At 65.1% G+C, this 23664-nt stretch carries 25 protein-coding genes and 1 pseudogene; 12 read left to right on the top strand and 14 right to left on the bottom strand.

Annotated features, from left to right (window positions below; genetic code table 11):
• Positions 1-26: 26 nt before the first annotated feature.
• A complete protein-coding gene (locus KHY18_RS18495) occupies positions 27-1232 on the top strand; it encodes a HipA domain-containing protein (RefSeq protein ID WP_213303251.1) in 1206 nt (401 codons plus the stop codon).
• 66 nt (positions 1233-1298) lie between these two features.
• Here KHY18_RS18495 and KHY18_RS18490 read toward each other — a convergent pair whose 3' ends face one another.
• Positions 1299-3665 (bottom strand): DNA polymerase II, encoded by a 2367-nt coding sequence (locus tag KHY18_RS18490; protein ID WP_213303207.1) that lies wholly within the window; start codon positions 3663-3665, stop codon positions 1299-1301.
• A 221-nt stretch (positions 3666-3886) separates the two neighbouring features.
• Between KHY18_RS18490 and KHY18_RS27160 the strand changes: the two are divergent.
• Positions 3887-4054 (top strand): annotated as a pseudogene (locus tag KHY18_RS27160) (SH3 domain-containing protein); the annotation flags it as partial.
• A gap of 39 nt (positions 4055-4093) precedes the next feature.
• Entirely contained in the window at positions 4094-4243 is a 150-nt protein-coding gene (locus KHY18_RS27155) for an SH3 domain-containing protein (RefSeq protein ID WP_249729224.1), read from the top strand.
• Between the two features lie 215 nt (positions 4244-4458).
• Here KHY18_RS27155 and KHY18_RS18480 read toward each other — a convergent pair whose 3' ends face one another.
• Positions 4459-4752 (bottom strand): hypothetical protein, encoded by a 294-nt coding sequence (locus tag KHY18_RS18480; protein ID WP_213303201.1) that lies wholly within the window; start codon positions 4750-4752, stop codon positions 4459-4461.
• A 307-nt stretch (positions 4753-5059) separates the two neighbouring features.
• Between KHY18_RS18480 and KHY18_RS18475 the strand changes: the two genes are divergently transcribed.
• The 9 genes from KHY18_RS18475 (at position 5060) to KHY18_RS18435 (ending at position 12210) form a co-directional block, all read left to right on the top strand.
• Positions 5060-5809: a GntR family transcriptional regulator gene (locus KHY18_RS18475; RefSeq protein WP_213303197.1), complete on the top strand. Its 750-nt coding sequence runs from the start codon at positions 5060-5062 to the stop codon at positions 5807-5809.
• A 257-nt stretch (positions 5810-6066) separates the two neighbouring features.
• Positions 6067-6348 (top strand): UxaA family hydrolase, encoded by a 282-nt coding sequence (locus KHY18_RS18470; protein ID WP_213303194.1) that lies wholly within the window; start codon positions 6067-6069, stop codon positions 6346-6348.
• A 53-nt stretch (positions 6349-6401) separates the two neighbouring features.
• Positions 6402-7577, top strand: a complete 1176-nt coding sequence (locus KHY18_RS18465) for a UxaA family hydrolase (RefSeq protein WP_213303191.1) — start codon at positions 6402-6404, stop codon at positions 7575-7577.
• A 203-nt stretch (positions 7578-7780) separates the two neighbouring features.
• Positions 7781-8707: a Bug family tripartite tricarboxylate transporter substrate binding protein gene (locus KHY18_RS18460; protein WP_349630315.1), complete on the top strand. Its 927-nt coding sequence runs from the start codon at positions 7781-7783 to the stop codon at positions 8705-8707.
• Positions 8708-8740: 33 nt separating this feature from the next.
• A complete protein-coding gene (locus tag KHY18_RS18455) occupies positions 8741-9676 on the top strand; it encodes a hydroxyacid dehydrogenase (RefSeq protein ID WP_213303185.1) in 936 nt (311 codons plus the stop codon).
• Between the two features lie 3 nt (positions 9677-9679).
• Entirely contained in the window at positions 9680-10678 is a 999-nt protein-coding gene (locus KHY18_RS18450) for an Ldh family oxidoreductase (protein ID WP_213303182.1), read from the top strand.
• Between the two features lie 103 nt (positions 10679-10781).
• Positions 10782-11354, top strand: coding sequence for a DUF2239 family protein (locus KHY18_RS18445; protein WP_213303179.1), 573 nt, complete (start codon positions 10782-10784; stop codon positions 11352-11354).
• Positions 11355-11509: 155 nt separating this feature from the next.
• Positions 11510-11866 (top strand): GIY-YIG nuclease family protein, encoded by a 357-nt coding sequence (locus KHY18_RS18440; RefSeq protein ID WP_213303176.1) that lies wholly within the window; start codon positions 11510-11512, stop codon positions 11864-11866.
• The gene (locus tag KHY18_RS18435; protein ID WP_213303173.1) at positions 11863-12210 is read left to right on the top strand and encodes a helix-turn-helix domain-containing protein; all 348 of its coding nucleotides are present in this window, start codon (positions 11863-11865) and stop codon (positions 12208-12210) included. Before KHY18_RS18440 ends, KHY18_RS18435 begins: the two co-directional genes overlap by 4 nt.
• A 15-nt stretch (positions 12211-12225) precedes the next feature.
• On the opposite strand, the gene KHY18_RS18430 is transcribed toward KHY18_RS18435, so the two are convergent.
• The 12 genes from KHY18_RS18430 to KHY18_RS18375 form a co-directional block, all read right to left on the bottom strand.
• Positions 12226-13233 (bottom strand): tripartite tricarboxylate transporter substrate binding protein BugE, encoded by a 1008-nt coding sequence (locus KHY18_RS18430; protein WP_213303170.1) that lies wholly within the window; start codon positions 13231-13233, stop codon positions 12226-12228.
• Between the two features lie 44 nt (positions 13234-13277).
• On the bottom strand, positions 13278-14495 hold the full coding sequence (locus KHY18_RS18425) for a M20 family metallopeptidase (RefSeq protein WP_213303167.1): 1218 nt from the start codon (positions 14493-14495) through the stop codon (positions 13278-13280).
• Between the two features lie 304 nt (positions 14496-14799).
• Positions 14800-15243 carry a hypothetical protein gene (locus KHY18_RS18420; protein WP_213303164.1) on the bottom strand — a complete coding sequence of 148 codons (444 nt, stop codon included), beginning with the start codon at positions 15241-15243 and terminating at the stop codon, positions 14800-14802.
• Positions 15210-15797: a nucleotidyltransferase domain-containing protein gene (locus KHY18_RS18415; protein ID WP_213303161.1), complete on the bottom strand. Its 588-nt coding sequence runs from the start codon at positions 15795-15797 to the stop codon at positions 15210-15212. Before KHY18_RS18415 ends, KHY18_RS18420 begins: the two co-directional genes overlap by 34 nt.
• 159 nt (positions 15798-15956) lie before the next feature.
• Entirely contained in the window at positions 15957-18032 is a 2076-nt protein-coding gene (locus KHY18_RS18410) for a heavy metal translocating P-type ATPase (RefSeq protein WP_249729220.1), read from the bottom strand.
• Between the two features lie 368 nt (positions 18033-18400).
• On the bottom strand, positions 18401-18820 hold the full coding sequence (locus KHY18_RS18405; protein ID WP_213303155.1) for a DUF6691 family protein: 420 nt from the start codon (positions 18818-18820) through the stop codon (positions 18401-18403).
• A gap of 10 nt (positions 18821-18830) precedes the next feature.
• Positions 18831-19265, bottom strand: a complete 435-nt coding sequence (locus KHY18_RS18400; protein ID WP_213303152.1) for a YeeE/YedE family protein — start codon at positions 19263-19265, stop codon at positions 18831-18833.
• Positions 19265-19597, bottom strand: a complete 333-nt coding sequence (locus tag KHY18_RS18395; RefSeq protein WP_213303149.1) for an ArsR/SmtB family transcription factor — start codon at positions 19595-19597, stop codon at positions 19265-19267. The genes KHY18_RS18400 and KHY18_RS18395 overlap by 1 nt, the downstream gene beginning before the upstream one ends.
• Positions 19598-19703: 106 nt before the next feature.
• On the bottom strand, positions 19704-20678 hold the full coding sequence (corA, locus tag KHY18_RS18390) for a magnesium/cobalt transporter CorA (protein WP_213303147.1): 975 nt from the start codon (positions 20676-20678) through the stop codon (positions 19704-19706).
• A gap of 201 nt (positions 20679-20879) precedes the next feature.
• Complete coding sequence (locus tag KHY18_RS18385; protein WP_213303145.1) at positions 20880-21860, bottom strand: tripartite tricarboxylate transporter substrate binding protein; 981 nt, start codon at positions 21858-21860, stop codon at positions 20880-20882.
• 20 nt (positions 21861-21880) lie between these two features.
• Positions 21881-22876, bottom strand: a complete 996-nt coding sequence (locus KHY18_RS18380; RefSeq protein WP_213303143.1) for a tripartite tricarboxylate transporter substrate binding protein — start codon at positions 22874-22876, stop codon at positions 21881-21883.
• Between the two features lie 11 nt (positions 22877-22887).
• Positions 22888-23664 (bottom strand): tripartite tricarboxylate transporter substrate binding protein (locus KHY18_RS18375; RefSeq protein WP_213303141.1); only part of this gene is annotated, 777 nt, incomplete at its 5' end.

Below are 23664 nucleotides of genomic sequence, written 5' to 3'. Positions count from 1 at the left end.
TTCATGATCTATCCGAGACGATCACCATGTTTCGTGTGCCTGGCCAGCGCACGCCGCACTACGCCCTGCTGCGCACTCTGCCTCTGGGCCTGAGCCCGCGCCAGCGTATTTACCGCTTCTTGTCTGCGGGCAACATCGTTCCATTCGCCGAAGTCGAGTTTCTCGTCGGTGGCGGCACGCTGGAGCGTACCGATGCGGGTGTGGCCCGCGTCTACGAAGGCCTGCCGCCTTACATGTCGTTTGCCGCGCCGTCGGGCTTCCTCGGGCGCCAGCTCGCCCATGCCGCCGCGCGCGAGCATGCGTTTCCGACCAGCCTCAAGGATTGGAACGACGATCACCGCATCGCCTTTCTCTTCACCCAGGGCGTCAATCTGCCGGGCAATCTTGTCTTCGGAGACGTCCCGCTGCAGCACGAAATGGACCTCCTGCGTTACCCGGCGTCGGAGGCCAAGGACAAGCTCGACTGCTACTCCAGCATCGCGCAGCAGCTCAAAACCGCTTCTTACGGATCGAGCGCCGGCGGCGAGCAGCCCAAGTTCCTCTGGATCGGCCAGGACACGGGCCATGTCATCGTCAAGTTCGCGCGCCTGGGCAGCCGCATGGCCGAACTGCTCCCTCTGGAGCACCTGGCGCTGAAGTCGCTCGCTGACGTCGGCGTGCCCGCGGCCAGGACCCAACTCTTCCTGTCCGAGGAGTTTGTCTTCCTGGAGGTCGTTCGCTTTGACCGCGTGGGCGAGAAAGGGCGGGTGGGAATGCTCTCGGCCGGCGCCGTCGACGACGAGTTCTTTGGAATGCGTGACACCTGGCCGGAGTTCGCCGCGCGCTGCGTCACCGCGGGCTACCTTACGCGACAGGACGCAGAACATGTGGGCGTGATGGCCGCGTTCAGCGAACTCATAGGCAACACCGACAGGCACTTCGAGAACATCTCCATGCTGATCGGCGAGGACGGCGAATACCAGGGCATCGCGCCGGCCTACGACATTCTCCCTATGCGCTATGCCTCGATCGGCGGCGGCGTCGACCCGGAGCTCGTGCCCATCGAGCCCAAGGTCGGCACCATAGGTGCTGTGCCGACGGTATGGCAGCTCGCGGCACGTGCGGCCGACGAGTTCTGGAGCGCGGTCGCCCGCACGGAGCTGGTCGCGCCCATACCGCAGGCGATCCGGGAGCTGGCCCTGCGCAACCGCCAGGTCGCGCGCGATTTCGCGGCGCCACTGCTGCCGGTGTGAGGGCAAAGCAAGCGGCGCCGGCCGGCTGGGCCAGACGCGTGGCGCCTGTCCCGGCCGGCCGACCTCCTAAAACAGGTCTTGCTGGGAAGTGGTCAAGGCCGTAAAGCTCTCGCCGAACGGAAAAAGAATGGCATCTGCGATCGGCTGGAGTTGCTTGGACAGATAGTGCTCATAGTCGATGCCGCTCTGGCGCGCTTCCAGCGGCTGCGGACCGCTCAGGGTCATGACATATTCGATCCAGCCGCCGTTCTGGTATTGCTGCGGGCGCCCCACGGCGGTGTTGTGGATGTCGGCAATGCGCGCGGCGCGCACTTGCGGCGGCACATTGACTTCGTAGGCGTCCAGGCGATGGCGCAGCCGCTTGCGGTAGATCAGCAGGTCATCCTTTTCGCCGGCCAGCGTCGCCTGCGCATAGTCGGCAACGAATGCCCGGTGCGGCTCGTTGCGGAAAATGCGTGTGAGCAGTCCCTCCTGGAACTGGCGCGCCAGCGGCGTCCAGTCGCTGCGCGCCATCTCCAGGCCACGGTAGACCATTTCCTCCTTGCCGCTGGCATCGAGGCTCAGACCCGCGTAGCGCTTTTTGCTGCCGATGTCCGAACCGCGGATGGTCGGCATGAAGAACTTCTTGTAGTGGGTGTCGAACTCGATTTCCAGGAAGTTCTCCAGCCCCTGCTCAGCGCCCAGCGTGCGCGTCCACCAGGCGTTGATGTCGCCTACCAGCTGCGCCGCCACGGCATGCGCTTCGTCATTAGTGTGGGAGCGCTTGAGCCAGATGAAAATCGAGTCGGTGTCGCCGTAAATGGCTTCATACCCCTTGTCTTCCACGAAGCTCCGGGTGAGCTTCATCATCTCGTGCCCGCGCAAGGTCACCGCCGAGACCAGCTTGGGGTTGAAGAACCGGCATTCGGTCGCGCCCAGCACGCCGGCAAACGAGTTCATCAGCAGCTTCAAGGCCTGGGACAAGGGTTCGTTTTTCACCCGCTTGGCTTCGTCGCGCGCCGTGGAAAGCGTGGTCACGATTTCGGGCAGGCAGTGCTTGTCGCGCGAAAACACGGTCCCCTGGGGCCCGCGAATGCCCAGCGTCGCATCGGCCAGGTGCATGCCTTGCGCCAAACCCACGGGGTCGACCAGGAAGGTGCGGATGATGGAGGGGTACAGGCTCTTGTAGTCAAGCACCACGACCGAGTCGTAGAACCCGGGCTTGGAGTCCATGACATAGCCGCCAGGAAATGCCTTGGTTTCAATCTCGCCCACATTGGGCGCGACATAGCCTTGGCGGTGCATGCGCGGCAGGTAATGGTGGCTGAAGGCGGCGATGGAGCCGCCGAAATGGTCTGCTTGCAGGCCGGTGGTCTGGGCGCGCTCCATGACGAACTGCAGCAGCTTGGCTTTGTCGAAGATGCGCAGCACCAGCGCGCAGTCGCGGATGTTGTAGACGGCCAGCGCAGGTTTGTCCTGCTGATACCGGCGCTCGATTTCGGCCATCTTGTCGTAGGCATCGCCTATGGCCTTGCCTTCGCCCAGCAGTGTCTGAGAGACATTCTCCAAGCTGAAGGAAGAAAAGCTCCACACCGCGGCCTTCAGTGCATCGATGCCGTCGATGATCAGCCGCCCCGGTGTGGGCGCAAACAGGTAGCCTTGCTTGCCGGGATGGGTACGCCACTGGATGGGCTGGCGCTCCCGGCCCAGCAGCAGCTTCACCCCGCATTCATCCGCCGTCTTTTGCAGCACGCGCAGGTCGAACTGGATCACGTTCCAGCCAAGAATGACATCGGGGTCGTTGCGTTCGAACCAGGCGTTGAGCTGCTCGATCATCGCCTTGCGTGTCACGCAGTAGACGAGCGTGAAATCCAGTGCCTCACCCACCTCGGACGGCGGCTCGCCCAGCATGAACACCACGCGCTCGGCCATGCCGTCCAAGGCGACGGAGTACAAGGCTTCGTGCTGGCTGGTCTCTATGTCCAGCGACACGACTTTCAGCACCGGCCGATAGTCGGACACGGGCTTGAGCCTGCAGTCGAAGATTCTTGCGCCTTCGGCACGGCCGCCCTCGATGAGCACCCCTGCCGTAATGAAGCGCTCCATCAAGTAGCGGTCATGCGGGCGCACATCGGCCTCCAGCAGCGCAATCTCCTGGGGCTCCAGAGCGCGCGCCAGTTTGCGCAGTTGGCGAAAATGCGTCGCGTAGACACCGATCACCGGTTCCTGATGAAAGGTGCGCAGTTCCAGCGGGCGCAGCTGCATGCGCGGAAAAGCCCCGCGCTGCGCCTCCACCGCATCCCTGTGCCGTGCCTGTACAAAAGCGACCGAGGTCTGAGCGGTGAGCACCACCTTCTTCGGCCCGGCCTGCGTCGCCAGCCAGAACTCGATTTCCGTGCCAGCCGGCGCATCCCGCCAATGGCGGGTGAGGATGAAGCCCTTGAGTTCGGTCACGGAAACTTGGAGTCGGGTGCCGGGCGCGGCGCCCGGGGCAGGCTATGGAGTGATGGGGGCATCTTTGGTCAAGGATGCTGCCTCAGTATACTGTACGGAATGACAGTTTCGGCTGGCGCTTAGGTCCGCATTTGGTGCAACGATCACCTGTCAGAGTCCACTGCCGCGCGAGTTGTGCATCTGCGCGCTCCAATCAACATTGAAAGGTGTCAGAGATTTCTATGCGGTACGTCGTTATCAGGTCTCACCGGAGTGAGTTTCCCCACCCTATTCGATTGAAAGCCGGCGACACTTTTTTGGTGGGCGAAAGGTATGACGGGCCTGAATCATGGGCCGACTGGTTTTTATGCAGCGCATTTGGGCAAGAGCCCGGATGGGTTCCCAGGCAAGTGATCTCGCTGCAGCACGATGGGCTGGGCGTTGCGACCATGGATTACACCGCCCTGGAGATGGATGTGGCGGTGGGAGAAACCGTCAAGGCCGGCAGAAAGCTCAACGGCTGGATATGGTGTTCTTCGCCCGAAGAGGACAGGCAAGGCTGGGTACCCGAGCAGAACTTGCAGATGCTGGATGGATGAAAGCGCGGTCAGAGAAACTTCTTGCGATGGGCATCCGCCGCAGGTCCCAGGCAGCCAATGTCACGCCTGTGGTCGTCGCCACGGCGCGTGCGGCGCGCCTCGCCGGCTGGCGGCGCCAGCGGCACATTCCAGATGGAAAGCGCTGGACCATTTATCTTGCAAGTTTCCCGTATGGCCCGCTCATCCTGCACCACGCGATGCGCTGGGTGAACGGTTCACTCGGGAAAATGCTTGCTCCAGTCCCCTGAGCTGCCGGCCAACAGGCTCAAGCGACCGACGCGCTCTGGCTTTGCGCAAGGCACGGCGCCAAACTGGGCCGCAAGGTTTGCAGCCTCGGGCGTGAAGTAGGCCGTGACGATGTTGTCGTGCAGATCCATTCGGCAAAAGACGGCAGCGCCGCTTTCTTGCCCGTGCGCGATTGCATGCGAGAGATAAGAGAGATGGATTTTCTGCGATGGGATGCGTGCCGCCACTCCGCCCCCCAGAACTTTGCTGTACCACTGCGTCATGACTGAACCTTTCAGAATGAAGCCGATGCAACCCATCGTAGCTGGATGGACGCTTCTTTTCACTGGGCAATACCCGTGACCGGCCACATTCGCTGCGCGCCCCTCACTGGATGTGCCGCAGGCCAAACGACACCGCCTCGGCCATTCAGCACAGCTCTCGCGCAGAGCGCTGTTGCGCCACGCTTATCAAGAGCCCAGCCCGTTCGAGCTGGGAGGCCTGGCCGCAGGAAGGCCAGAAAACAGACCTTAAAATCGCCCCAAGCCACCGTGCCCCACGCTCCCAGTCCACCCAAGGCATGATGACCGCATGACCCAATTGCCAGCCGCATCCATCAGCGCCCAGCCCGGTATCGCCTACCGCAAGGTCAAAAGCATTCTGATTTCCGAGATCGCCTCCGGAGTGCTTCAGCCGGGCGTGAAGTTTCCCAACGAAACGCTGCTGGCCAAGCGCTTCGGCGTGTCGGTCGGCACGCTGCGCCGGGCGGTCGAGGAACTGGTGGCCGAGAACATTCTGGTGCGCCAGCATGGGCGCGGCACTTTCGTGCGCAGTCTCGACGAGGAACGCTTCCTGTTCCAGTTCTTCAAACTGGCCGATCGCGACGGCAATTTCGAGTATCCCAAGGTCGAACTGGTGGCATTCAGTGAAGCCGCGGCGACTGCGCAAGAAGCCAAGGTGCTGGGCCTGCAGGTCGGCGACGCGGTGTTCCGGCTGGAAAACGTGCTGTCGTTGCAGAGCCGGGCCACGGTGCACGACCGCATCTCCATCGACGCGAAACTGTTCGAGGGCCTGACGCAGAAGTGCCTGACCGAGCGTGCGGGCACGATCTATGAACTCTACCAACGCCGGTTCGGCGTGACCATTGCCTGCGCGGACGAACGCCTGCGCGCCGAAGATGCCGATGCGCGCAGCGCCGAACTGCTGGGCATTGCGCCCGGCGCCTCGGTGCTGCGCATCGAGCGCGTGGCGTTCACTGTGGAGAACCGGCCCTGCGAATGGCGCATCTCCATCGTCAATTCCAGCCAGGTGGACTACGTGTCCCGATCCGCGCACAACTGAGGCGCGCGGCCCTCCACTGAAGCGTTCAACGCCCTTGCAATCCGGGGCCTGACAAAGCACATCCTTCTCTTGCTGTCCCCCAACGCAGGGCCGACAGCCGCCGCTGTGCGCGCTGAAAACGCCGCGTTTTTCCCGACTGGGAAAACCCTGAATTCAAAGTCATACATATGACTTATATTTCTTTTCAGGCGATTCAGATTCGCTGACGCGAGTCGCCAGGCCAGCCCACAGCCCCAGCGAAACCAAGGAGAAATCTCTTGATCCACTGCGTACTGCATGAAGAAAAGGACAGCGTTGCTGTCGTCGTCGTCGAAGGCATCACCGCCGGGCAAGACATGAATGCGCTCATCCTGGATGACGATCGCACGATCACCATTCAGGCGAACGCCGCCATCCCCATCGGCCACAAGGTGGCAGTGCGCAACATGGAGGTGGGGGATACGGTGATGAAGTACGGCACGGACATCGGCAAGGTCGTGGCCCGCATCGCCACCGGCGACCACGCCCACGTGCACAACATCAAGACCAAGCGCTGGTAAGCCAAGCGCCCGCACCTGCGCCCAGCAACCCGTCCATCAAAAGGCTCTACTTCATGTCCATCATCGATCAATCCACGACTTTCTGGGGCTATCGCCGTGAGAACGGCCGCGTCGGCGTACGCAACCACGTCATCATCCTGCCGCTGGACGACCTGTCCAATGCGGCGGCCGAAGCCGTGGCGCATGCCGTCAAGGGCACGATGGCCATTCCCCATCCCTACGGCCGATTGCAGTTCGGCGCCGACCTGGAACTGCACTTTCGCACCCTCATAGGCGCGGGCTCCAATCCTAACGTCGCAGCGGTGGTGGTGATAGGCATCGAGGACAGCTGGACCAAGACCGTGGTCGACGGCATTGCCGCCACCGGCAAGCCGGTGATCGGCTTCGGCATCGAGGGCCATGGCGACCATGAAACCATCATGCGGGCCTCGCAGGCCGCGAAGAAAATGGTGCAGCATGCGACCACGCTGCACCGCGTCGAATGCCCGATCTCCGATCTGTGGATCTCGACCAAATGCGGCGAGTCCGACACCACATCCGGCTGCGGCGCCAACCCCACCGTGGGCAATGCGTTCGACAAGCTGTATGGCCTGGGCACGACGCTGGTCTTCGGCGAAACGTCGGAACTCACGGGCGGCGAACATCTGGTCGCCGCGCGCTGCCGCACCGACCAGGTGCGCGCCGATTTCATGAAGATGTTCGACGGCTACCAGGACATGATCAAGCGCCATGCGACCACCGATCTGTCGGATTCGCAGCCGACCAAGGGCAACATCGCGGGCGGGCTGACGACCATCGAGGAGAAGGCGCTGGGCAACATCCAGAAGATAGGCAAGAAGTGCATGGTCGACGGCGTGCTGGACAAGGCCGAAACGCCCGACAAGCCCGGCCTGTGGTTCATGGACTCGTCTTCGGCCGCGGCCGAGATGGTGACGCTGTGCGCGGCCTCCGGTTTCGCGGTGCACTTCTTCCCCACGGGCCAGGGCAATGTGATCGGCAATGCGATCGTGCCGGTCATCAAGATCTGCGCCAACCCGCGCACCGTGCGCCTGATGAGCGAACACATCGACGTGGATTGCTCCGGCCTGCTGCAAAAGGAGCAGACCATGGACGCCGCGGGCGACCTGCTGCTGGAGATGATGCTGCAGACCATCAACGGCCGCTTCACTTCGGCCGAAGCCCTGGGCCACCGCGAGTTCGTGATGACGCGGCTGTTCGAAAGCGCCTGAACGCACGCGGCTGGGCGGCGCGCGAGAACGCCGCCGGTTGCTCGTGCCTGCCTGCGCCACCCGGCGCGGCTTTCCCTCCTGCCGTGCGGCATGCACGGCAACGCATTCCCACGCCAAGAATCGAAGAGGAGTTCCGGATGACCACATGGTGCAATCGGCTTACGAGACGTAATGCCCTTCACGCGATCGCATCGGCCAGCGCCGTGTCGCTCGTCCCCTCCCTGGCCGCGGCCCAGGACGGCTATCCGTCCAAGCCGATACGCTACATCGTGCCGTTTCCGCCGGGCGGGCTCACCGATGTGATGGCGCGGCTGATCGCCCAGAGCACGGGCATGGCCATCAAGCAGTCGGTACTGGTCGACAACCGCGCCGGCGCCAGCGCCAACCTGGGTGCAGACCTCGCGGCCAAGTCCAGCCCCGACGGCTACACCTGGCTGGCGATCACGCTGGCGCATGCGGTGAACCAGTCGCTGTTTGCCAATCTGCCCTACAGCCTCGAGAAGAGCCTCGCACCGGTCGCGCACCTCGCTACCAGCCCGCTGGTGCTGGTCGTCAACGAAAGCAATCCTGCAAGAAGCGTCGCCGACCTGCTGGTGCAGGCCCAGGCCAAGCGGCTGAACTGCGGCTCCAGCGGCAATGGCACGCCGCCGCACCTGGGCATGGAGCTGTTCGCGCTCAACGCCAAGATCGAGGTCTCGCATATTCCCTACAAGGGCGGCGCGCCCTCGCTCAATGATCTGCTGGGCTCGCAGCTCGACTTCATCGTCTCCAACCTGCCCGAGTCGTCGACCTATGTAAAGGCCGGCAAGCTGCGCGCGCTGGCCGTGACTTCGGCCAGGCGCCACCCCTTGCTGCCCGACGTTCCCACGTTTGCCGAAGCGGGCCTGCCCGGCGTGGAGCTGGAGAACTGGACCGGCCTGATGATGCCGGCCGGCACGCCCAAAGCGGTGATCGATCGCGTGTCCGCCGAAGCCATCAAGGCTGTCACCTCCAAGGAAATATCGGAGCGCGTAGGCGCCATGGGCTTCACCTCGACCGGGCTGGGGCCGGCGGAATTCGGCGAGCTCATCAAGAAGGATGTGGCCCGATGGCGCGAAATCGTCAAAGCACGCAACATCCAGACCGGCTGATCTCGCTGCCATGTCCTTGTACGGAACACCACCATGTCACTTCAAAAAATCGTCATCACCGAATTCATGGACCAGACCGCCGTCGATGCGCTGCGCAGCGACTTCGACGTGGTCTATGACCCGGGACTCGTCGATGACGCCGCGCGCCTGCACCAGGCCGTGGCGGATGCCGACGCCGTGATCGTGCGCAACCGCACGCAGGTGCGCGGCGAACTGCTGGCCGCGTGCAGGAAGGCGCGGGTCATAGGACGCCTGGGCGTGGGGCTGGACAACATCGATGTGGCGGCCTGCGAGGCGCGCGGCATGGCGGTGATTCCGGCCACAGGCGCCAACGCGCTGGCCGTGGCCGAGTACGTCATCGGTACGGCGATGCTGCTGCTGCGCGGCGTTTATCTGTCCAGCGCCGCGGTCGCCGCCGGGCAGTGGCCGCGCGCGGCGCTGTCCAGCGGCCGTGAGACGGCCGGCACATGTCTCGGTCTGGTCGGCTTCGGCGGCATAGGCCGGCTCGCGGCCGGACTGGCGCAAGCGCTGGGCATGCGCGTGGTCGCGCACGACCCTATGGTGGCCGCAGACCATCCGGCGTGGCGGCAGTACGGCGTCACTCCGCTGGCATTCGACGCACTGCTGGCCTGCGCCGATGTGGTCAGCCTGCATGTGCCGCTGACACCCGGCACGGCCAGCATGCTCTCGGCGGCGCGCATCGCGCAGATGAAGCCCGGCGCCATCGTCATCAACACTTCGCGCGGCGGCATCGTCGATGAAGCCGCGGTCGCCGCCGCGCTGAAGGAGGGCAGGCTGGGCGGCGCGGCCTTCGACGTGTTCGAGCCCGAACCGCTGACCGCGCCCAACGCCTGGCAGGGCTGTCCCAACACCATCCTGACCCCGCACGTGGCCGGCGTGACCGCGGAATCGAATGTGCGCGTTTCCACCCTGATCGCCGCGGCCGTGGCCCGCACCTTGAAAGACTGACCCATGCTCCATACCAGCGCGGCCCTGACGGCCCTGATCAACAGCGTTTTGCAAAAAGCCGGAGCTTCCCCGGCGCAAAGCGAACCCACGGCGCGGGCGCTCGTCGCCGCCGAAGCCAGCGGTCTGCCCTCGCACGGGCTGTCGCGCGTGCCGATGTACGTGGCCCATCTGAAGGCCGGTCGCGTCATCGGCAACGCCGTGCCGTTCATTGCCAACCAGCGTGCCAGCGCGGTGCTGATCGACGCCGCCAACGGCTTTGCGTTTCCCGCCTGCCGACTGGCAATCGCCGAGGCCATCGAGCGCGCGCGCGCCACCGGCATCGCCATTGCGGCCATCACCAACAGCCACCACTCCGGCATGTCTTCCTACCACCTCGACGCCGTGGCCGCGGCCGGCATGGTGGGCATTGCCTGCAGCAATTCGCCGGCCGCCATGCCGGCCGCGGGCGGCAAGCGGCCCATCTTCGGCACCAATCCCATCGCCGCGATCTTTGCGCGCAGCGGCGCCCAGCCGATCAGCATCGACCTGTCGCTGTCCGAAGTCGCACGCGGCAAACTCATGGTCGCAGCCAAGAAAGGCGAAAGCATTCCGCTGGGCTGGGCGCTGGACGCCGAAGGTCAGCCGACCACCGATCCCCAAAAAGGCATGGAAGGCTCGATGCTGCCCATGGGCGGCGTCAAGGGCGCGATGCTGGCGTTGATGGTGGAGTTGCTGGTCACCACGCTGACCGGCGCCCATTTCGGCGCCGAAGCCGATACCTTCTTCGAAGATGAAGGCAACCAACCCCGTCTGGGCCAGGCGTTTATCGTGATCGATCCCGGCGCTCTGGGCGGCACGGCGGTCTATGCGCAGCGCATCGAAGCGCTGATCGCGGAGATGCTGGTCGACGAAGGCGTGCGCCTGCCCGGCCAGCGGCGCTTCGACCTGCTGGCCAAGGCCGATGCGGCAGCGGGCATCGAGGTGCCGGCGGCAACGCTTGAGGCTATTACTGCCCTCGCTTGAAATGCTGCGCTGGCGCGCACTTCGTGACGCAGTTCTCCGCGCCATCATGAAATTTACCCGGGTGTTATTGACCGGACAATTTAACCCGGGTAAAATTTTCAGCATGGACCAAGCCACCCCACTTATCTACACCGCTTTCCTGCAGGGCCGCCGCCTTGCCTGCGGCCCCTTGCATGAAGTTGCGGTGGCCGTGCTGCGCGCACAGCAGGCGCAAGCCGATGCGTATCCGCTGGTCTTCAGCAACGCCAGCGGCAAGTCTGCCGATCTGGATCTGCGTGGCGGCGAGGAGGTCGTCGCGGCACGCTACACCGTGGTGGAGCCGACCCCAGCGCCCAAGGGCCGGGGGCGCCCCAAGCTCGGTGTGGTGGCGCGCGAAGTGACTTTGCTGCCCGAGCACTGGGACTGGCTCGCGGCGCAACCCGGTGGTGCCTCCGTGGCCTTGCGCAAGCTGGTGCACGAAGCGCGGCGCAACGGCGGCGATCGCGAACAGACACGCCAGGCACACGACCGCGCCTACCACGCCATGTCGACGCTGGCCGGCCATCTCGCCGGTTTCGAGGAAGCATCGCGGGCGCTGTTTGCCGGCGATCGTGAGCGACTGATGGCGCAGATGGCCGCATGGCCGCAAGACGTGCAGGCCTACGTGTTGCAGCTCGCCGAACCTGCACCCGCCTAAGTCGGGCCGCCTTTTCCCTTTCTTTTCAACAGCGCGCGGCTGCGGGTCGCGGCGCTGCGGGCATGCGCACGCCTGCGATTCAGCAGAAATCGAATGGCAGCGCCAACAACGACATGCCCGGCCCGGCCTCTACCACCGCAACCAGGAGAAAACAGATGGAGTCCTCTATGAATCAGGCGTCGCGCACGGCGCGGCGCTTGGTCGCGCGCCAGGCGCGCGATGCGTTTCCACCCATGGGCATCTACGCCATACGCGACCGCGCCAGCGGTCACCGGCTGCTGGGCGCGAGCCGCAATGTGCACGCGGCGCTCAATCGCGCGCGCTTTGAACTGCGCATGGGCAAGTACGCGGACCGCGTGCTGCAAGCCGCGTGGAACCGCAGCGGCATGGACGGCCTGGGCTTCGAGGTGCTGGAGCTCGTGAAGGAACGCAAGGATGCAGATTTCGACTGCGCGAGCGAGCTGCGCGCGTTGGAGCAGGTCTACCGCGAACTCGAGGGGTTGGCGCCATGAGCAAGCAAGCCTTGCAAGCCTGCGTGGAGCGTCACCTGGCGCATGCGGCCCAGGTATTCGTGCTCGACAACCAGCTGGGCACGCACCACGGCCTGTCGTGGGCCGACTTCGTGCTGTTGACGGTTCTCGATGCCGCAGGCGGCGCAGCGCCCCCAACGGAGCTCGCGCGCAGCTTGCGAACGCCCGCCTCGCACCTGCTGCTGCGTCTGCTGCCGCTGGAGAAGACCGGGCTGGTGCAGCGCGCGGCAGATGCCGACGGCCGGCGCTGCGTCACGCTGCGCGCGCCAGGCCGCCGACTGCTGAGCGAGGCGCGCGACACGGCCGCGAACGCCTGCGCAGCCTGATCAGCCGAGGCTGGCTTACTCGGGCTTGATGCCGGCCTTGCGCACCACGTCACCGTAGGAGACGAGACGCTCGGCCATCATCTTCTCGAAAGCCGCGGGCGTCATTTCTTCGGGTGGAATCACGCCACGCGACTTGAGGCTTTCGACCATGGCGGGTTCCACCGCGGCCTTGCGGATCGCCTGGTGCAGCGCGGTGACGATGGCCGCGGGCGTGCCGGCGGGCGCGGCAATGCCGGTCCACGACGACTGGTTCAGTGCCGGGAAGCCGAGTTCGGCCAGCGTAGGCACGTCGGGCAGTTGCGCCACGCGGGTCGACGAGGCCACGGCCAGTGCGCGCAGCTTGCCGGCCTGGATGTGCTGCAGAAAGATCACCAGGTTGTCGAGCGCGAACTGCACTTCGCCGGCCAGCACGGCCGTCACATATTGCGAGCCGCCGCGGTAGGGCACGTGCACGGCCTTGGTGCTGGTGGCCAGCAGCAGGGCTTCGGCATTGAGCTGGCCCATGCTGCCCGCGCCTGCGGAGCCGAAATTGACCTGGCCGGGATGCTGCTTGAGGTAGGCCACCAGTTCGGGCAGCGTCTTCACAGGCAGGCTGGGGTGCACGACCAGCACATTGGGCTGGCGGCCCAGGATGGCGATGTTCTCGAAGTCCTTGACCGGGTCATAGCCCAGGTTGGGCTGGACCAGCGGGTTGGCCAGGTGGCTGCTTTGCGACGAAGCGACCAGCGTGTAGCCATCGGGCTTGGCGCGCGCGACGAACTGGGCACCGATGGAGCCGCCGGCGCCGGGCTTGTTTTCCACGACGATGGGCACGCCCAGGGTGCGGCCCAGCGATTCGGTGTACTGGCGCGCCATGATGTCGACCGAGCCTCCGGGCGGGAAGGGCACGACCAGCGTGATCGCGCGGGTCGGGTACTTGTCGGCGGCAAGCGCGGGCAGGGCGGCGGCGCCAGCCAGGCCCAGGGCGGTGGTCAGCACGCTGCGGCGCGAAGGGGCGGAGGAGGTCAGATCAAAATGGGACATGGCAAAAACACGGAGACAAAGGAAAAACGGAAAGGTGCAGCGGCTTAACGCAGCGCCATGAGAGTCAGTGCCAGCGCCTGGGCGCGGGGCACGAAGGTGGAGAGATCGCAGAACTCGCGCTCGCTGTGGGGGTAGCCGCCCACGGGACCGAGAGCGCACAGGCTGGGGATGCCCATGTCGGAGGTGATGCCGCTGTCGGCCGCGCCGCCCGTGCTTTCGGCCTGCACCGCAAAGCCGACCAGCGCGGCACTGCGCTGGTAGCACTCGAGTATGTAGTCGGGCGTGCGCGCCATCGGCAGCGCGCCGCGCGACTCGAGGATGCGGCCGCTGGTGCGCGGCAGCGATTCTTCCTCGATGATGGCCTGGATGCGCGCCAGCACGCCTTGCACATCGTTGTCGGCCGAGTAGCGCAGGTCGGCGTGCGCGGTGGCAAGCGGCGCCACCACGTTGGACGCCATTCCGCCCTGGATGAAGCCGACGTTCACGGTGATGCCGGGCTCGCAGCCATTGAGCGCATGCAGCGCCAGGATCTTGCGCGCCAGCGCATCGATGGCGCTCGCGCCCTGCGCGGGGTTGATGCCCGCATGCGCGGCCACGCCCGTGACTTCGAAATCGATGCGGTACGAGCCCTTGCGTTCGTTGACCACGTTGCCGCTGATGCGGCCGGGCTCGGCGTTGAGCACGGCGCGCGCGCCCTGCACATGCTGGCGTATCACATGGCGGCAGGCGGGCGAGCCCACTTCCTCGTCGCAGGTGAACAGCAGGTGCACGGGGCTGGCGTTGCCGCCGAAGCGGGCCAGCGCCTCGGCCACGAAGACGTTCATCACCAGGCCCGACTTCATGTCGGCCACGCCAGGCCCATAGGCCTTGCCATCTTCGACGCGCCAGGGGCGCTCGGCGGCCGTGCCCAGCGGGAACACGGTGTCCATGTGGCCCATGAGCTGCAGGTGGCCCGCGGCCGCAGCGTCGCTGCCGGGCACGCGCGCCAGCAGGCAGTCGCCCCAGCCAGGTTCGGGCAGCGTCTGCACGGCAATTCCCGCCGATTCGAGCCGCGCGCGCAGCACCGCCGCAACGGCGCGCGTGCCGGCTTCATGGCCGCTGCCGCTGTCGATATTGACGATCTGGGCGAGCAGCTCGGTCATGGCCTGCTGCTGTGAGGCAAGCCAGTCGAGCACGGTCTGGGAGGCGGGGGGGAGGGGAGCGGAGTGAGCGGCGATCGATGCGATCTGGGGCGACGGACTGCTGTGTGGCTGGGAACTCATTGGGACAGAATCTGATGGTATGCCGCTATTATTTCCTTTTTAACAGCGGCTCCAAGGGAAAATCCCTATAGCACGGCTCCGAAGTCTAGGTTGTGACAGCGACGGCGATCGTGTCTGCACCCTGAATTTCACGCATTTGCTTATCAGACAGGCGCAGCCTGCGCGCAAGCGCCGGCTGTGGGCGAGCGTTGAAAACTGCAAACGCCTTGACACCCTGGCGGGTCGGTTGGGCGACGCATTTTGAATGCCTGAAGTTCGGGGGCACTTGGCTGGCTAAGAAATCCTTGCGTGCGGATGCTGCTTTTTAGAGCTTCACGCCAGTGAGTGCCGCAGCAGCAGGGAGTGCTTTCTTGAGAATGTCTTGCATCAGGGACACTTCTGCCGTTGACAATGGCGGGAACGGTGACTCGTAGGATGTGCCATTGCGTCGCTCGTGTGCCTTGGTGATGATGGCTATCACGGGATTCAAACCCAGGTCCACGGTGACTCGTTGGATGGCCAGTTTGCGGCCTGAGTCCTTTTGTCGTACGCCGTAATGCTCCAACACCGCCTGTACCAGCTCAAAGAATCCATCGTACAAGGACATGTACCGCTGGAGGTTGAATTGCGGATTGTCTGCACCGTACTGCGCATAGTCCAGGTAGCCCTTGGCGCGCACAATTCGCGCTTGCACCGCCGCTGGCTCGGGCGTGATCTCAGCGAAAGCACCGGCCTTTATGAGGTTGTCGTATTCCTTGGGCCTGTCCATAGGTTCAACTCCATCTTGTTGGTCGCATCGATTTGCTTGAGCACATGGTCTGTCGTGCGCAGATTGTCCCATTCCTGGCGCGTGTAAATGTTGCAGTTGATCTTGCGACCTATCGTCGCTTCGAGTGCGGCCAGGTCCATCGAGACATCGAGCATGGATGGGGTACCGATAAGGATCAGGTCGATGTCGCTGCTGGCATGGTCGGTTCCGTTGGCCACGGAGCCGAAGATAAAGGCTTGCTCGATCTGCTGCGCATACGGCAGCAAGGCCTGGGTGATCGGCTCCTTGATGGCGAAGGACTTCAGGGCAATGCTCCGCAGTTCCGGGTAGAACGGGAAACTCTTGTTGATGGACAGGCCACGGTAGCGACCTTTTCGCCTTTCCGTCAGCAAGCCGGCGTCCACCAGCCGGTCCACCAGACGTTGCACATTGCCGCGGCCCGCTGCTGAGGCCTGGATCAGTTCGCTCATGCCAAGCTCGTCGTCCGGGCGCGCCATGAACGGCGCCAGGACGCGTTGCAGGCTATGAGAAATCATGAAATCAATGGAGCCCATGTTGTTCCCTATTTGGGGCCTTTGAGCCCCTATTGAGGGATTTTAACGGCGATCATTCAAAGTACCCTAAAAAGGTATGGAATTACCCTTTTTTGGGTATTCATAGCGAGATAGCACGATTGAGACCGCGGCTGTCGGTGCCGGCAGCCGCGCCTTGCATCACGCGCGCCGCAACAGCCGCAACCCATTGCCGACCACCAGCAAGCTGGCCCCCATGTCCGCGAACACCGCCATCCACATGGTTGCACCGCCGAAGACCGCGAGAATGAAGAAGGCCGCCTTGATGGTGAGCGCCAGGCTGATGTTCTGCCACAGGATGGCATGCGTGCGCCGGCTCAGCTCTATGGTTTCGGCGATGCGGCCCAGGTCGTCGTTCATGATCACGACATCGGCGGCTTCCACCGCGGTGTCGGTGCCGGCGCCGCCCATCGCGAAGCCGATGTCTGCCTGGGCCAGGGCCGGTGCGTCGTTGATGCCGTCGCCGGTCATCGCGGTCGGGCCGTAGCGCACGCGCATCTCCTGGATGGCGGTGAGCTTGTCTTGCGGCAGCAGGCCGCCGCGCGCATCGGCGATGCCGGCCTCGCTGGCCACGGCCTGGGCGGTGGCCGTGTTGTCGCCGGTCAGCATGACGGGCGTCACGCCCAGGCGCTTGAGCTGCGCGACCGCGGCCACCGAACTGGGCTTGATCGTGTCTGCCACCGCGAACAGCGCGAGCACGCCGCTGGCGTCGGCGAGCAGCGTCACGGTGCGGCCTTGGGCTTCATGGGCGATCAACTCGGCTTCGAGCTGTGCATCGGACTGGTTGCGCTCGCGTATCAGGCGGTGATTGCCCAGCACCAGCGTCCTGCCATCGACCGACGCTTCAACGCCACGCCCCAGCAATGCCGTGAATCCATCGACATCTGCGGTTTGGCCTTCGAGGCCCAGTGCAATCGACTTCGATACCGGGTGGTCGGAGCGCGCGGCCAGGCTCTTGGCCCAGCGCCGAACCTGGGCTTCATCGGCCTGGCCCCAGGCCCGGAAAGCCACCAGCTTGGGCTTGCCTTCCGTCAGGGTGCCGGTCTTGTCCAAGGCCACGGCCTTGAGCAGGCGCGCATTCTCGTGGTTGGTTCCGCCCTTGATCAAAATGCCGCGGCGCGCGGCCGCGGCCAGGCCGCTCACCACCGACACCGGCGTGGAGATCACCAGCGCGCAGGGGCAGGCGATCACCAGCAGCACCAGGGCCTTGTAGATCGAGGTCAGCCATTCCCAGCCGAGAAACAAGGGCGGCAGCACGGCCACGGCCAGCGCCATGGCGAAGACGGCGGGCGTGTAGATCGCGGCAAAGCGGTCGACGAAGCGCTGCGTCGGCGCGCGCGTGCCTTGTGCCTGTTCCACGGCATGGATGATGCGCGCCAGGGTGGAGTTGGCCGCGGCGGCGGTCACGCGAAACTCGAGTTCGCCGTTTTCGTTGATGGTTCCGGCAAACACCTGGCTGCCCGGCTCCTTGTCGACGGGAATGCTTTCGCCGGTCACGGGCGCCTGGTTGATGCTGCTGTGGCCCTTGGTCACCACGCCGTCGAAGGCCACGCGTTCGCCGGGCTTGACGCGCGCGATCGCATGCATTGCCACCTCGGCGGCCTGGACGCGCAGCCAGCGGCCGTCGGGCTGCTGGATTTCGGCATCGTCGGGAGCGAGATCGACCAGACTCTTGATGGCATTGCGCGCGCGGTCCACGGCGCGCGCTTCTATCAGTTCCGCAATCGCATACAAGGCCATGACCATCGCGGCTTCAGGCCACTGGCCGATGATGAAGGCCCCTGTCACCGCCACCGACATCAGCGCGTTGATGTTGAGCTTGCCGTGGCGCAGCGCGGTCAAGCCCTTGGAATAGGTCTCCAGCCCGGCCAGCCAGATGGCCGCCGCCGCGACCACCATGCCCGCGGCCTTCCAGACCGTGGTTTCAGGGGCGAAGTAGGAGATGCATTCTGCAACCAGTGCGAAAGCCAGTGCCGCGCCGTAGCGTGCATAGCCGCTGCCGTAGGCCGGAGCATCGGCCGTGCCGGTACCGGTCGAAGCCTTTACGGCTTCTGGCGCAAAACCCGCCTTGCGGATGGCGGACAGCGCCGCAGTGACGGCCTCATCGCTGCCGTCGATGCGCAGCGTGCGCTGGTTGAGCCGGAAGTGCAGACCGCGAATCCCGGGAATGGGCTCGACCACCTGGCGGATTTCCGACTCTTCGACGGTGCAGTCCATGGTCGAAATGAGGAAGGTGTTGGGCGCGACCGCCTCACCCGTTGCAGCGCCTGGCTTCGACAGTACCGGTGCCGCGCAGCAGGACGCCGGTTCGCTGCGGGGCGCCGCAGGCGCGCAGCAACTCGACGCGGGAGCGCTGTGCGCTGGCGGGTGGGCCGCGGCAGAGCTGGAGCAGCAGGCATCGGATGCACCGACGGCGTTGGACTCTGTGGCGCCAGCGCCGCAGGTTTCTGCGGTGCGCAATGAATCTGGATGATGTTTGGCCATGGTTTCTCGCTTTCAGAGACCATTGGAAACTCTGTACTCGCTACAAGGTCAAGCACCTGGCGTGCATTTGTTTGCAGAGGCCGGGCGGGCCATTGAACCGTCTAGCCGTCGCTGCGCCGCTCGAAGAACTCGAAAACGCCCATTCCGGCCAACATGGCGAGCACAAAAACCAGGCCCTTGAGCTGTCCCATGCCCAGCGAAACCAGTGCCGGTCCGGGGCAAAACCCGGCAATGCCCCAGCCTATGCCGAACAGCGCGCTGCCAAGGAGCAGGCGGCGGTCAATCGTGCGCTTGGCAGGCAGGCGCATGGGGGCGCCCAGCAGGGACGAAGTGCGCCGCCTGGCGAGCGCGAACGCGGCTGTGGCGACGGCGATCGCACCGCCCATGACGAAGGCCAGCGACGGGTCCCAGTGGCCTGTAATGTCGAGGAAACCCAGCACCTTGGCCGGATCGGCCATGCCCGAGACGATCAGGCCCAGGCCAAAGACCAGGCCGGCGAGCAGAGACGTAAAAGCCAGCATGGCGTACTCCCTAGATGCCCAGCAGGTGGCGCAGCACGAACACCGTGACAAAGCCTGTGCCCATGAAAGTGAGTGTGGCCGCCAGCGAGCGCAGCGAAAACCGCGACAGCCCGCATACGCCGTGGCCGCTGGTGCAGCCGGCGCCGTAGCGCGCGCCCATGCCCACGAGCAGCCCTGCCAGAATCAGCGCCCCATAGCCGGCATCGATCTGCGGCGTGGGACGCGCCGAGAACAGCGCATAGACCAGCGGTGCTGCGACCAGGCCGCAAAGAAAGGCCAGCCGCCAGCCGCGGTCTCCCGGCGTCGAACGCAGCAAGCCGCCGAGCACCCCGCTGATGCCGGCGATGCGTCCGTTGAACAGGGCGAACATTCCGGCGGCCAGGCCGATGAGCGCCCCGCCGGCCAGCGCCGCCCCCGGCGTGAAATGGTTCCAATCGATAGACATCATTTCTCCTTGGGACAGTAAAGCTGATAGAGAAGCGCGAGGATTTCGAGCATCGCGGGATCGGCCACGCGGTAGAAGATGCTCTTGCCTTCGCGCCGTGTGCTCACCACGCCCTCGTTGCGCAGCACGCCCAGTTGCTGGGACAGGGTAGGCTGGCGAATGCCCAGCGCCTGCTCCATGTCGCCGACACACATCTCGGCCTGCGACAGCTGGCACAGCAGCAACAGGCGGTCTTCATTGGCCAGGACCTTGAGCGCGCCTACGGCACGGCCGGCCGCGCCGCGCAGGGTTTCGGGCGTGAGGGCCGGCGAGGCGTCGATCGATGGCGGCATGACTTGGGCTTAAACGATATGTCAAAAGACATAATATAACTTCATATTTTGTTTTGCGCCGTATGCCAGGGCTGCATTCACCACCCGCAGCGCCTTGAAGCCGGGTCTAGAGCCAGCCGGCCCGGCGGAACCGGTAGTAGACATAGCTGCACACGGCGCCCATCAGCAGAAGTGCGGCGGGGTAGCCGTACTGCCACTTGAGCTCGGGCATGTACTCGAAGTTCATTCCCCAGATGCCGACGAAGGCCGTGCAGATCGCAAAAATACTGGCCCAGGCCGCGAGCCGCTTGGTGACTTCGTTGTCGTCGATGGCGACCATGGACAGATTGACCTGCATGGCCGTGGCGATGGTGTCGCGCATGCCGTCGATCAGCCCATTGATACGCACCAGGTGGTCGGCGACGTCGCGAAAGTACTCCTGCGATCCGGCGCAGATCTGCGGCACGCGTCCGCCGTGCAGCTTGCTCACGGCTTCCAGCAGCGGCGCCACCGCATGCTTGAGCACCATGACGCGCTGCTTCAGGCCATAGAGCTGCTTGATGCTGTCGCGCGCCGCGCGCTGGGTGAAAATCTGCAGTTCGACTTCCTCGAGTTCGGATTCCAGGGACTCGATGATGGGAAAGTAGCGGTCCACCACCGCATCCATGAGCGCATAGAGCACAAAGCCCGCGCCGTGCTCGAGCAGCTCGGGCTCGCGTTCGCAGCGATCGCGCACGCCCAGAAAGCCTTGCCGGCTGCGGTTGCGAACCGACAGAACATAGTTGGGGCCGGTGAACACGTCGACCTCGCCCAGGTTGAACTGACCGGGACGCTCGGTATCCGGTTCCAGCAGGTGCATCACCGCGAAGATGGACTGGCCGTATTCCTCGATCTTGGGTCGCTGGTGGCCGTGGCGCGCGTCCTCGACGGCGAGTTCGTGCAGGTTGAACTCCTCGCGCATCTCGTCAAGCTCCGCCGGCGTCGGGTCGGCCAGGGCCACCCATACGAAGCAACCAGGCTTGGCGATGTAATCGCTGATATCGGCAACGGAAATGTCCGCGAGCTTGGATCCCTTTTCGTAGGCCACGCAATTGATCAGCATAGAGATCCTTCGGATGCAGTCCAAAAAGCGCCATGGTGCCACGCAAATACTGCAGCCGATGCGGACAGACAAGGCAACGCCCTCAATCCACGGCCATTGGCGCTGCAAAGCGCGCAGCGGCATCCGTTCATCTCTGTGCTGGGTGGTTTGCTCCGTTTTATTAAATATTTAATAAATTCAGTCAGAGGCGGTGTGAGCCGCTCAATCCAGGGTCACTCCCGCCTGCTTGACCACCTGCGCCCAGCGCGCCATGTCTGCTCGGATGAACGCATTGAACTCGGCCGCTGAGTTGCCGACGGGCGTCAAACCGACCTCGGCCATGCGCGCTTTCATGGTCTCGGTGCGCAGCACGCGCACCACGTCCGCGTGAATGGTCTGCAGCACCGGCGCGGGCGTGGCCGCGGGCGCCACCAGGCCGAAGATGCTGTCCACTACAAAGCCCGCCAGCGTTTCCGTCGCCGCCGGCAGTTCGGGCGCTATCGGCGAGCGCTGGGCGCTGATCACGGCCAGCGCTTTCATGCGCCCCGACTTGATGTGCGGCAGCGACGAGAACAACGGGTCGAAGATCAGATCGACGCGTTCGCCGAACACATCCTGGTAGGCGCCGCCGCTGCCCTTGTAGGGGGTGTGCAGTATGTCGATACCGGCCAGCGTCTTGAGCCGCTCGGCGGCCAGATGCATGGAGCTGCCGCTGCCGGGCGAGGCATAGCTCAGCTTGCCCGGATTGCGGCGCGCGTAGTCGATCAGCTGCTGCAGGTTCTGCACCGGCAGTCCGGGCCGCGCCGAGATCGCGATGGGCGAGCTCGCCAGCTGGGTGATGCCGGTCAAATCCTTGAGCGTGTCGAAAGGCATCTTGGGGCGCAGCGCGGGATTGATCACATGCGAAGTGACCACCAGGCCCAGCGTATAGCCGTCGGGCGCCGACTTGGCCACGAAGTCCGTGCCCAGCACCGTGCCCGCGCCGGGCTTGTAGACCACCAGCACCGGTTGCTTCCAGCGCTCGCTGAGCTGGCGCTCGAGCAGGCGCGCCAGCAGGTCGATGGCGCCGCCGGGTGCGTTGGGCACGATCAGCGTCACCGGCTTGGAGGGAAAGGCGCCGGCGGCCAGCGCGGGCCAGGCCGCCGCGGCGAGCGCGCAAGCGCCCAGGCTGCGCAGATGCTGTCTTCTGTCTTGTGGAAACATGGGAGTTTTTCGTTGGGGGTTCAGGCCTTGCTCAGGCCCAGGCGTTGCACCATCTCGCGCTCGCGCGCGAATTCATCGCGCGCATGGGCGGCGAAATCGGCGCTGTTGCGGTACAGCGGAAACAGGTCAAGTTGGTCCAGCAGTTGGCGGTATTCGGGCGTGGCCGCGGCTTTGAGGAAGGCGTCGTGCAGCGTCTTCACCACCTGCGGGTCCATGGCTTTCGGGCCCAGCAGGCCTATGGGCGAGGTGTAGATCAGGGGAATCCCCAGCTCGCGCGCGCTGGGCACGTCGGGGTATTTCTTGAGCCGTTCCTCGCCGAACTGCACCAGCAGCCGCATCTTGCCGCTGGCAACATGCGGCGCCCAGCTCGCGGCGTCGCACAGGCAGTCGAAGTGGCCGCCAAGTACGCCGCGTATGGCTTCGGAGCTGCCCTTGACCGGAATCGGGTTGACCTTCACGTCCTGCAGACGCGCGAGCTCTTCCATCATCAAGTGGCCGCCGTTGCCCATGCCCACCGTGGCGTAGCTCACCGCGCCGGGCCGCGCCTTCGCGTCCGCCACCAGTTCGGCCAGCGTGCGGTAGGGCGACTCGGTGCGCACCGCGACCGCGAACGGCGTGCCCACCTGCTCGATGATCCAGGTGAAGTCCTTGATCGGGTCGTAGTTCACCTGACGCATGTGCGGCGCGCGCAGCATGATCTGCGTGAACACCGTGAGCAGGTAGCCGTCGCCGCGCGGCACGCGGGCGATCGCATCGGCGCCCAGCAGCAGCTGCGCGCCGGGACGGTTCTCGATGATGATGGGCTGGTCGTGCAGATAGGGCTGGGCCAGCCGTGCGCTGCCGCGCACGAAGCCGTCGAGCAGCCCGCCCGCGGTGACCGGCACGATGATGGTGATCGGCTTGGTGGGAAACGCCGCCGGCTGGGCGTGGGCGCGCGCCAGCAGGCCGGCGCCCGCGCCCGCGAGCACCGTCTGCAGTACACGGCGGCGATTCGCCGCAAAGAAGGGAGTGTGCATGGCCATGGTCCTCAGTCGAACTTGACGTCGTACTTGCGGATGGTCTCGACCCAGCCGTCGTAGCGCGCCTTGAAGAATGCCGCGAATTTCTCCGGCGACATGCCATAGCCTTCGAAGCCCTGCTGCACCATGAGGGCCTTCACGGCCGGGTCGGCCAGCACTTTCTGCAGGCCGGCGCTGAGCTCCTGCGCCAAGGCGGGCGGCAGGCCCGGCGGGCCGAAGAAGCCGGCCCAGGGCAGTATGCTCAGATCGCGTATGCCCAGCTCGACAGCCGTGGGCACTTCGGGCAGCAGAGGGCTGCGCTCGGGCTGCAACGTCAGCAGCGCGCGCACCTTGCCGTCGCGCACCAGCGCCGGCGCCGAAGTGCCGGTCGTGAAGATCGCCTGGATGCGGCCGGCCATCACATCGATCAGCGCCGGCGTGTCGCCCTTGAAGCGCGCGTTGGTGGCGCGCACGCCCGCGCCGGCGAGCAGCTGCAGCAACGCGAGTTCGGAGGCGCTGTTGCTCGACGCGGTGTTGAGGCTGCTGGCATTGGCCTTGGCCCAGGCCAGGAACTCGGGCGCGGTGCGCGCCGGCACATGGGTGCTGGTGACCAGGAACATGGTGAACTGGCCCGCGCTGCTGATCGGGCTGAAGTCCTTGAACGGGTCGAACGGCGGCACCGGCCGCAGCGTGGGCGCAGCGACCATGGCGGTGTTGGTGCCCAGCAGCAGTGTGCTGCCGTCGGGCGCCGCCGTGCGCACGGCGTTGGCGGCGATGATGCCGTCGGCGCCCGGCCGGTTGTCGAT

Source organism: Acidovorax sp. CCYZU-2555 (genome assembly GCF_018413525.1).
Lineage (GTDB): Bacteria > Pseudomonadota > Gammaproteobacteria > Burkholderiales > Burkholderiaceae_C > Comamonas.
Note: the sequence above shows the minus strand (reverse complement) of the source record. Positions and strands in the feature narration are given on the sequence as shown.

Excerpts from the sequence above, each read along its gene's own strand:
- KHY18_RS18385 (WP_213303145.1), bottom strand. The coding sequence starts at position 21,860 with ATGTTTCCACAAGACAGAAGACAGCATCTGCGCAGCCTGGGCGCTTGC.
- KHY18_RS18430 (WP_213303170.1), bottom strand. The coding sequence starts at position 13,233 with ATGTCCCATTTTGATCTGACCTCCTCCGCCCCTTCGCGCCGCAGCGTG.
- KHY18_RS18445 (WP_213303179.1), top strand. The coding sequence starts at position 10,782 with ATGGACCAAGCCACCCCACTTATCTACACCGCTTTCCTGCAGGGCCGC.
- KHY18_RS18480 (WP_213303201.1), bottom strand. The coding sequence starts at position 4,752 with ATGACGCAGTGGTACAGCAAAGTTCTGGGGGGCGGAGTGGCGGCACGC.
- KHY18_RS18440 (WP_213303176.1), top strand. The coding sequence starts at position 11,510 with ATGGAGTCCTCTATGAATCAGGCGTCGCGCACGGCGCGGCGCTTGGTC.
- KHY18_RS18400 (WP_213303152.1), bottom strand. The coding sequence starts at position 19,265 with ATGTCTATCGATTGGAACCATTTCACGCCGGGGGCGGCGCTGGCCGGC.
- corA (WP_213303147.1), bottom strand. The coding sequence starts at position 20,678 with ATGCTGATCAATTGCGTGGCCTACGAAAAGGGATCCAAGCTCGCGGAC.
- KHY18_RS18465 (WP_213303191.1), top strand. The coding sequence starts at position 6,402 with ATGTCCATCATCGATCAATCCACGACTTTCTGGGGCTATCGCCGTGAG.
- KHY18_RS18450 (WP_213303182.1), top strand. The coding sequence starts at position 9,680 with ATGCTCCATACCAGCGCGGCCCTGACGGCCCTGATCAACAGCGTTTTG.
- KHY18_RS18380 (WP_213303143.1), bottom strand. The coding sequence starts at position 22,876 with ATGCACACTCCCTTCTTTGCGGCGAATCGCCGCCGTGTACTGCAGACG.
- KHY18_RS18425 (WP_213303167.1), bottom strand. The coding sequence starts at position 14,495 with ATGAGTTCCCAGCCACACAGCAGTCCGTCGCCCCAGATCGCATCGATC.
- KHY18_RS18395 (WP_213303149.1), bottom strand. The coding sequence starts at position 19,597 with ATGCCGCCATCGATCGACGCCTCGCCGGCCCTCACGCCCGAAACCCTG.
- KHY18_RS18435 (WP_213303173.1), top strand. The coding sequence starts at position 11,863 with ATGAGCAAGCAAGCCTTGCAAGCCTGCGTGGAGCGTCACCTGGCGCAT.
- KHY18_RS18495 (WP_213303251.1), top strand. The coding sequence starts at position 27 with ATGTTTCGTGTGCCTGGCCAGCGCACGCCGCACTACGCCCTGCTGCGC.
- KHY18_RS27155 (WP_249729224.1), top strand. The coding sequence starts at position 4,094 with ATGGATTACACCGCCCTGGAGATGGATGTGGCGGTGGGAGAAACCGTC.
- KHY18_RS18410 (WP_249729220.1), bottom strand. The coding sequence starts at position 18,032 with ATGGACTGCACCGTCGAAGAGTCGGAAATCCGCCAGGTGGTCGAGCCC.
- KHY18_RS18455 (WP_213303185.1), top strand. The coding sequence starts at position 8,741 with ATGTCACTTCAAAAAATCGTCATCACCGAATTCATGGACCAGACCGCC.
- KHY18_RS18405 (WP_213303155.1), bottom strand. The coding sequence starts at position 18,820 with ATGCTGGCTTTTACGTCTCTGCTCGCCGGCCTGGTCTTTGGCCTGGGC.
- KHY18_RS18475 (WP_213303197.1), top strand. The coding sequence starts at position 5,060 with ATGACCCAATTGCCAGCCGCATCCATCAGCGCCCAGCCCGGTATCGCC.
- KHY18_RS18415 (WP_213303161.1), bottom strand. The coding sequence starts at position 15,797 with ATGGGCTCCATTGATTTCATGATTTCTCATAGCCTGCAACGCGTCCTG.
- KHY18_RS18420 (WP_213303164.1), bottom strand. The coding sequence starts at position 15,243 with ATGGACAGGCCCAAGGAATACGACAACCTCATAAAGGCCGGTGCTTTC.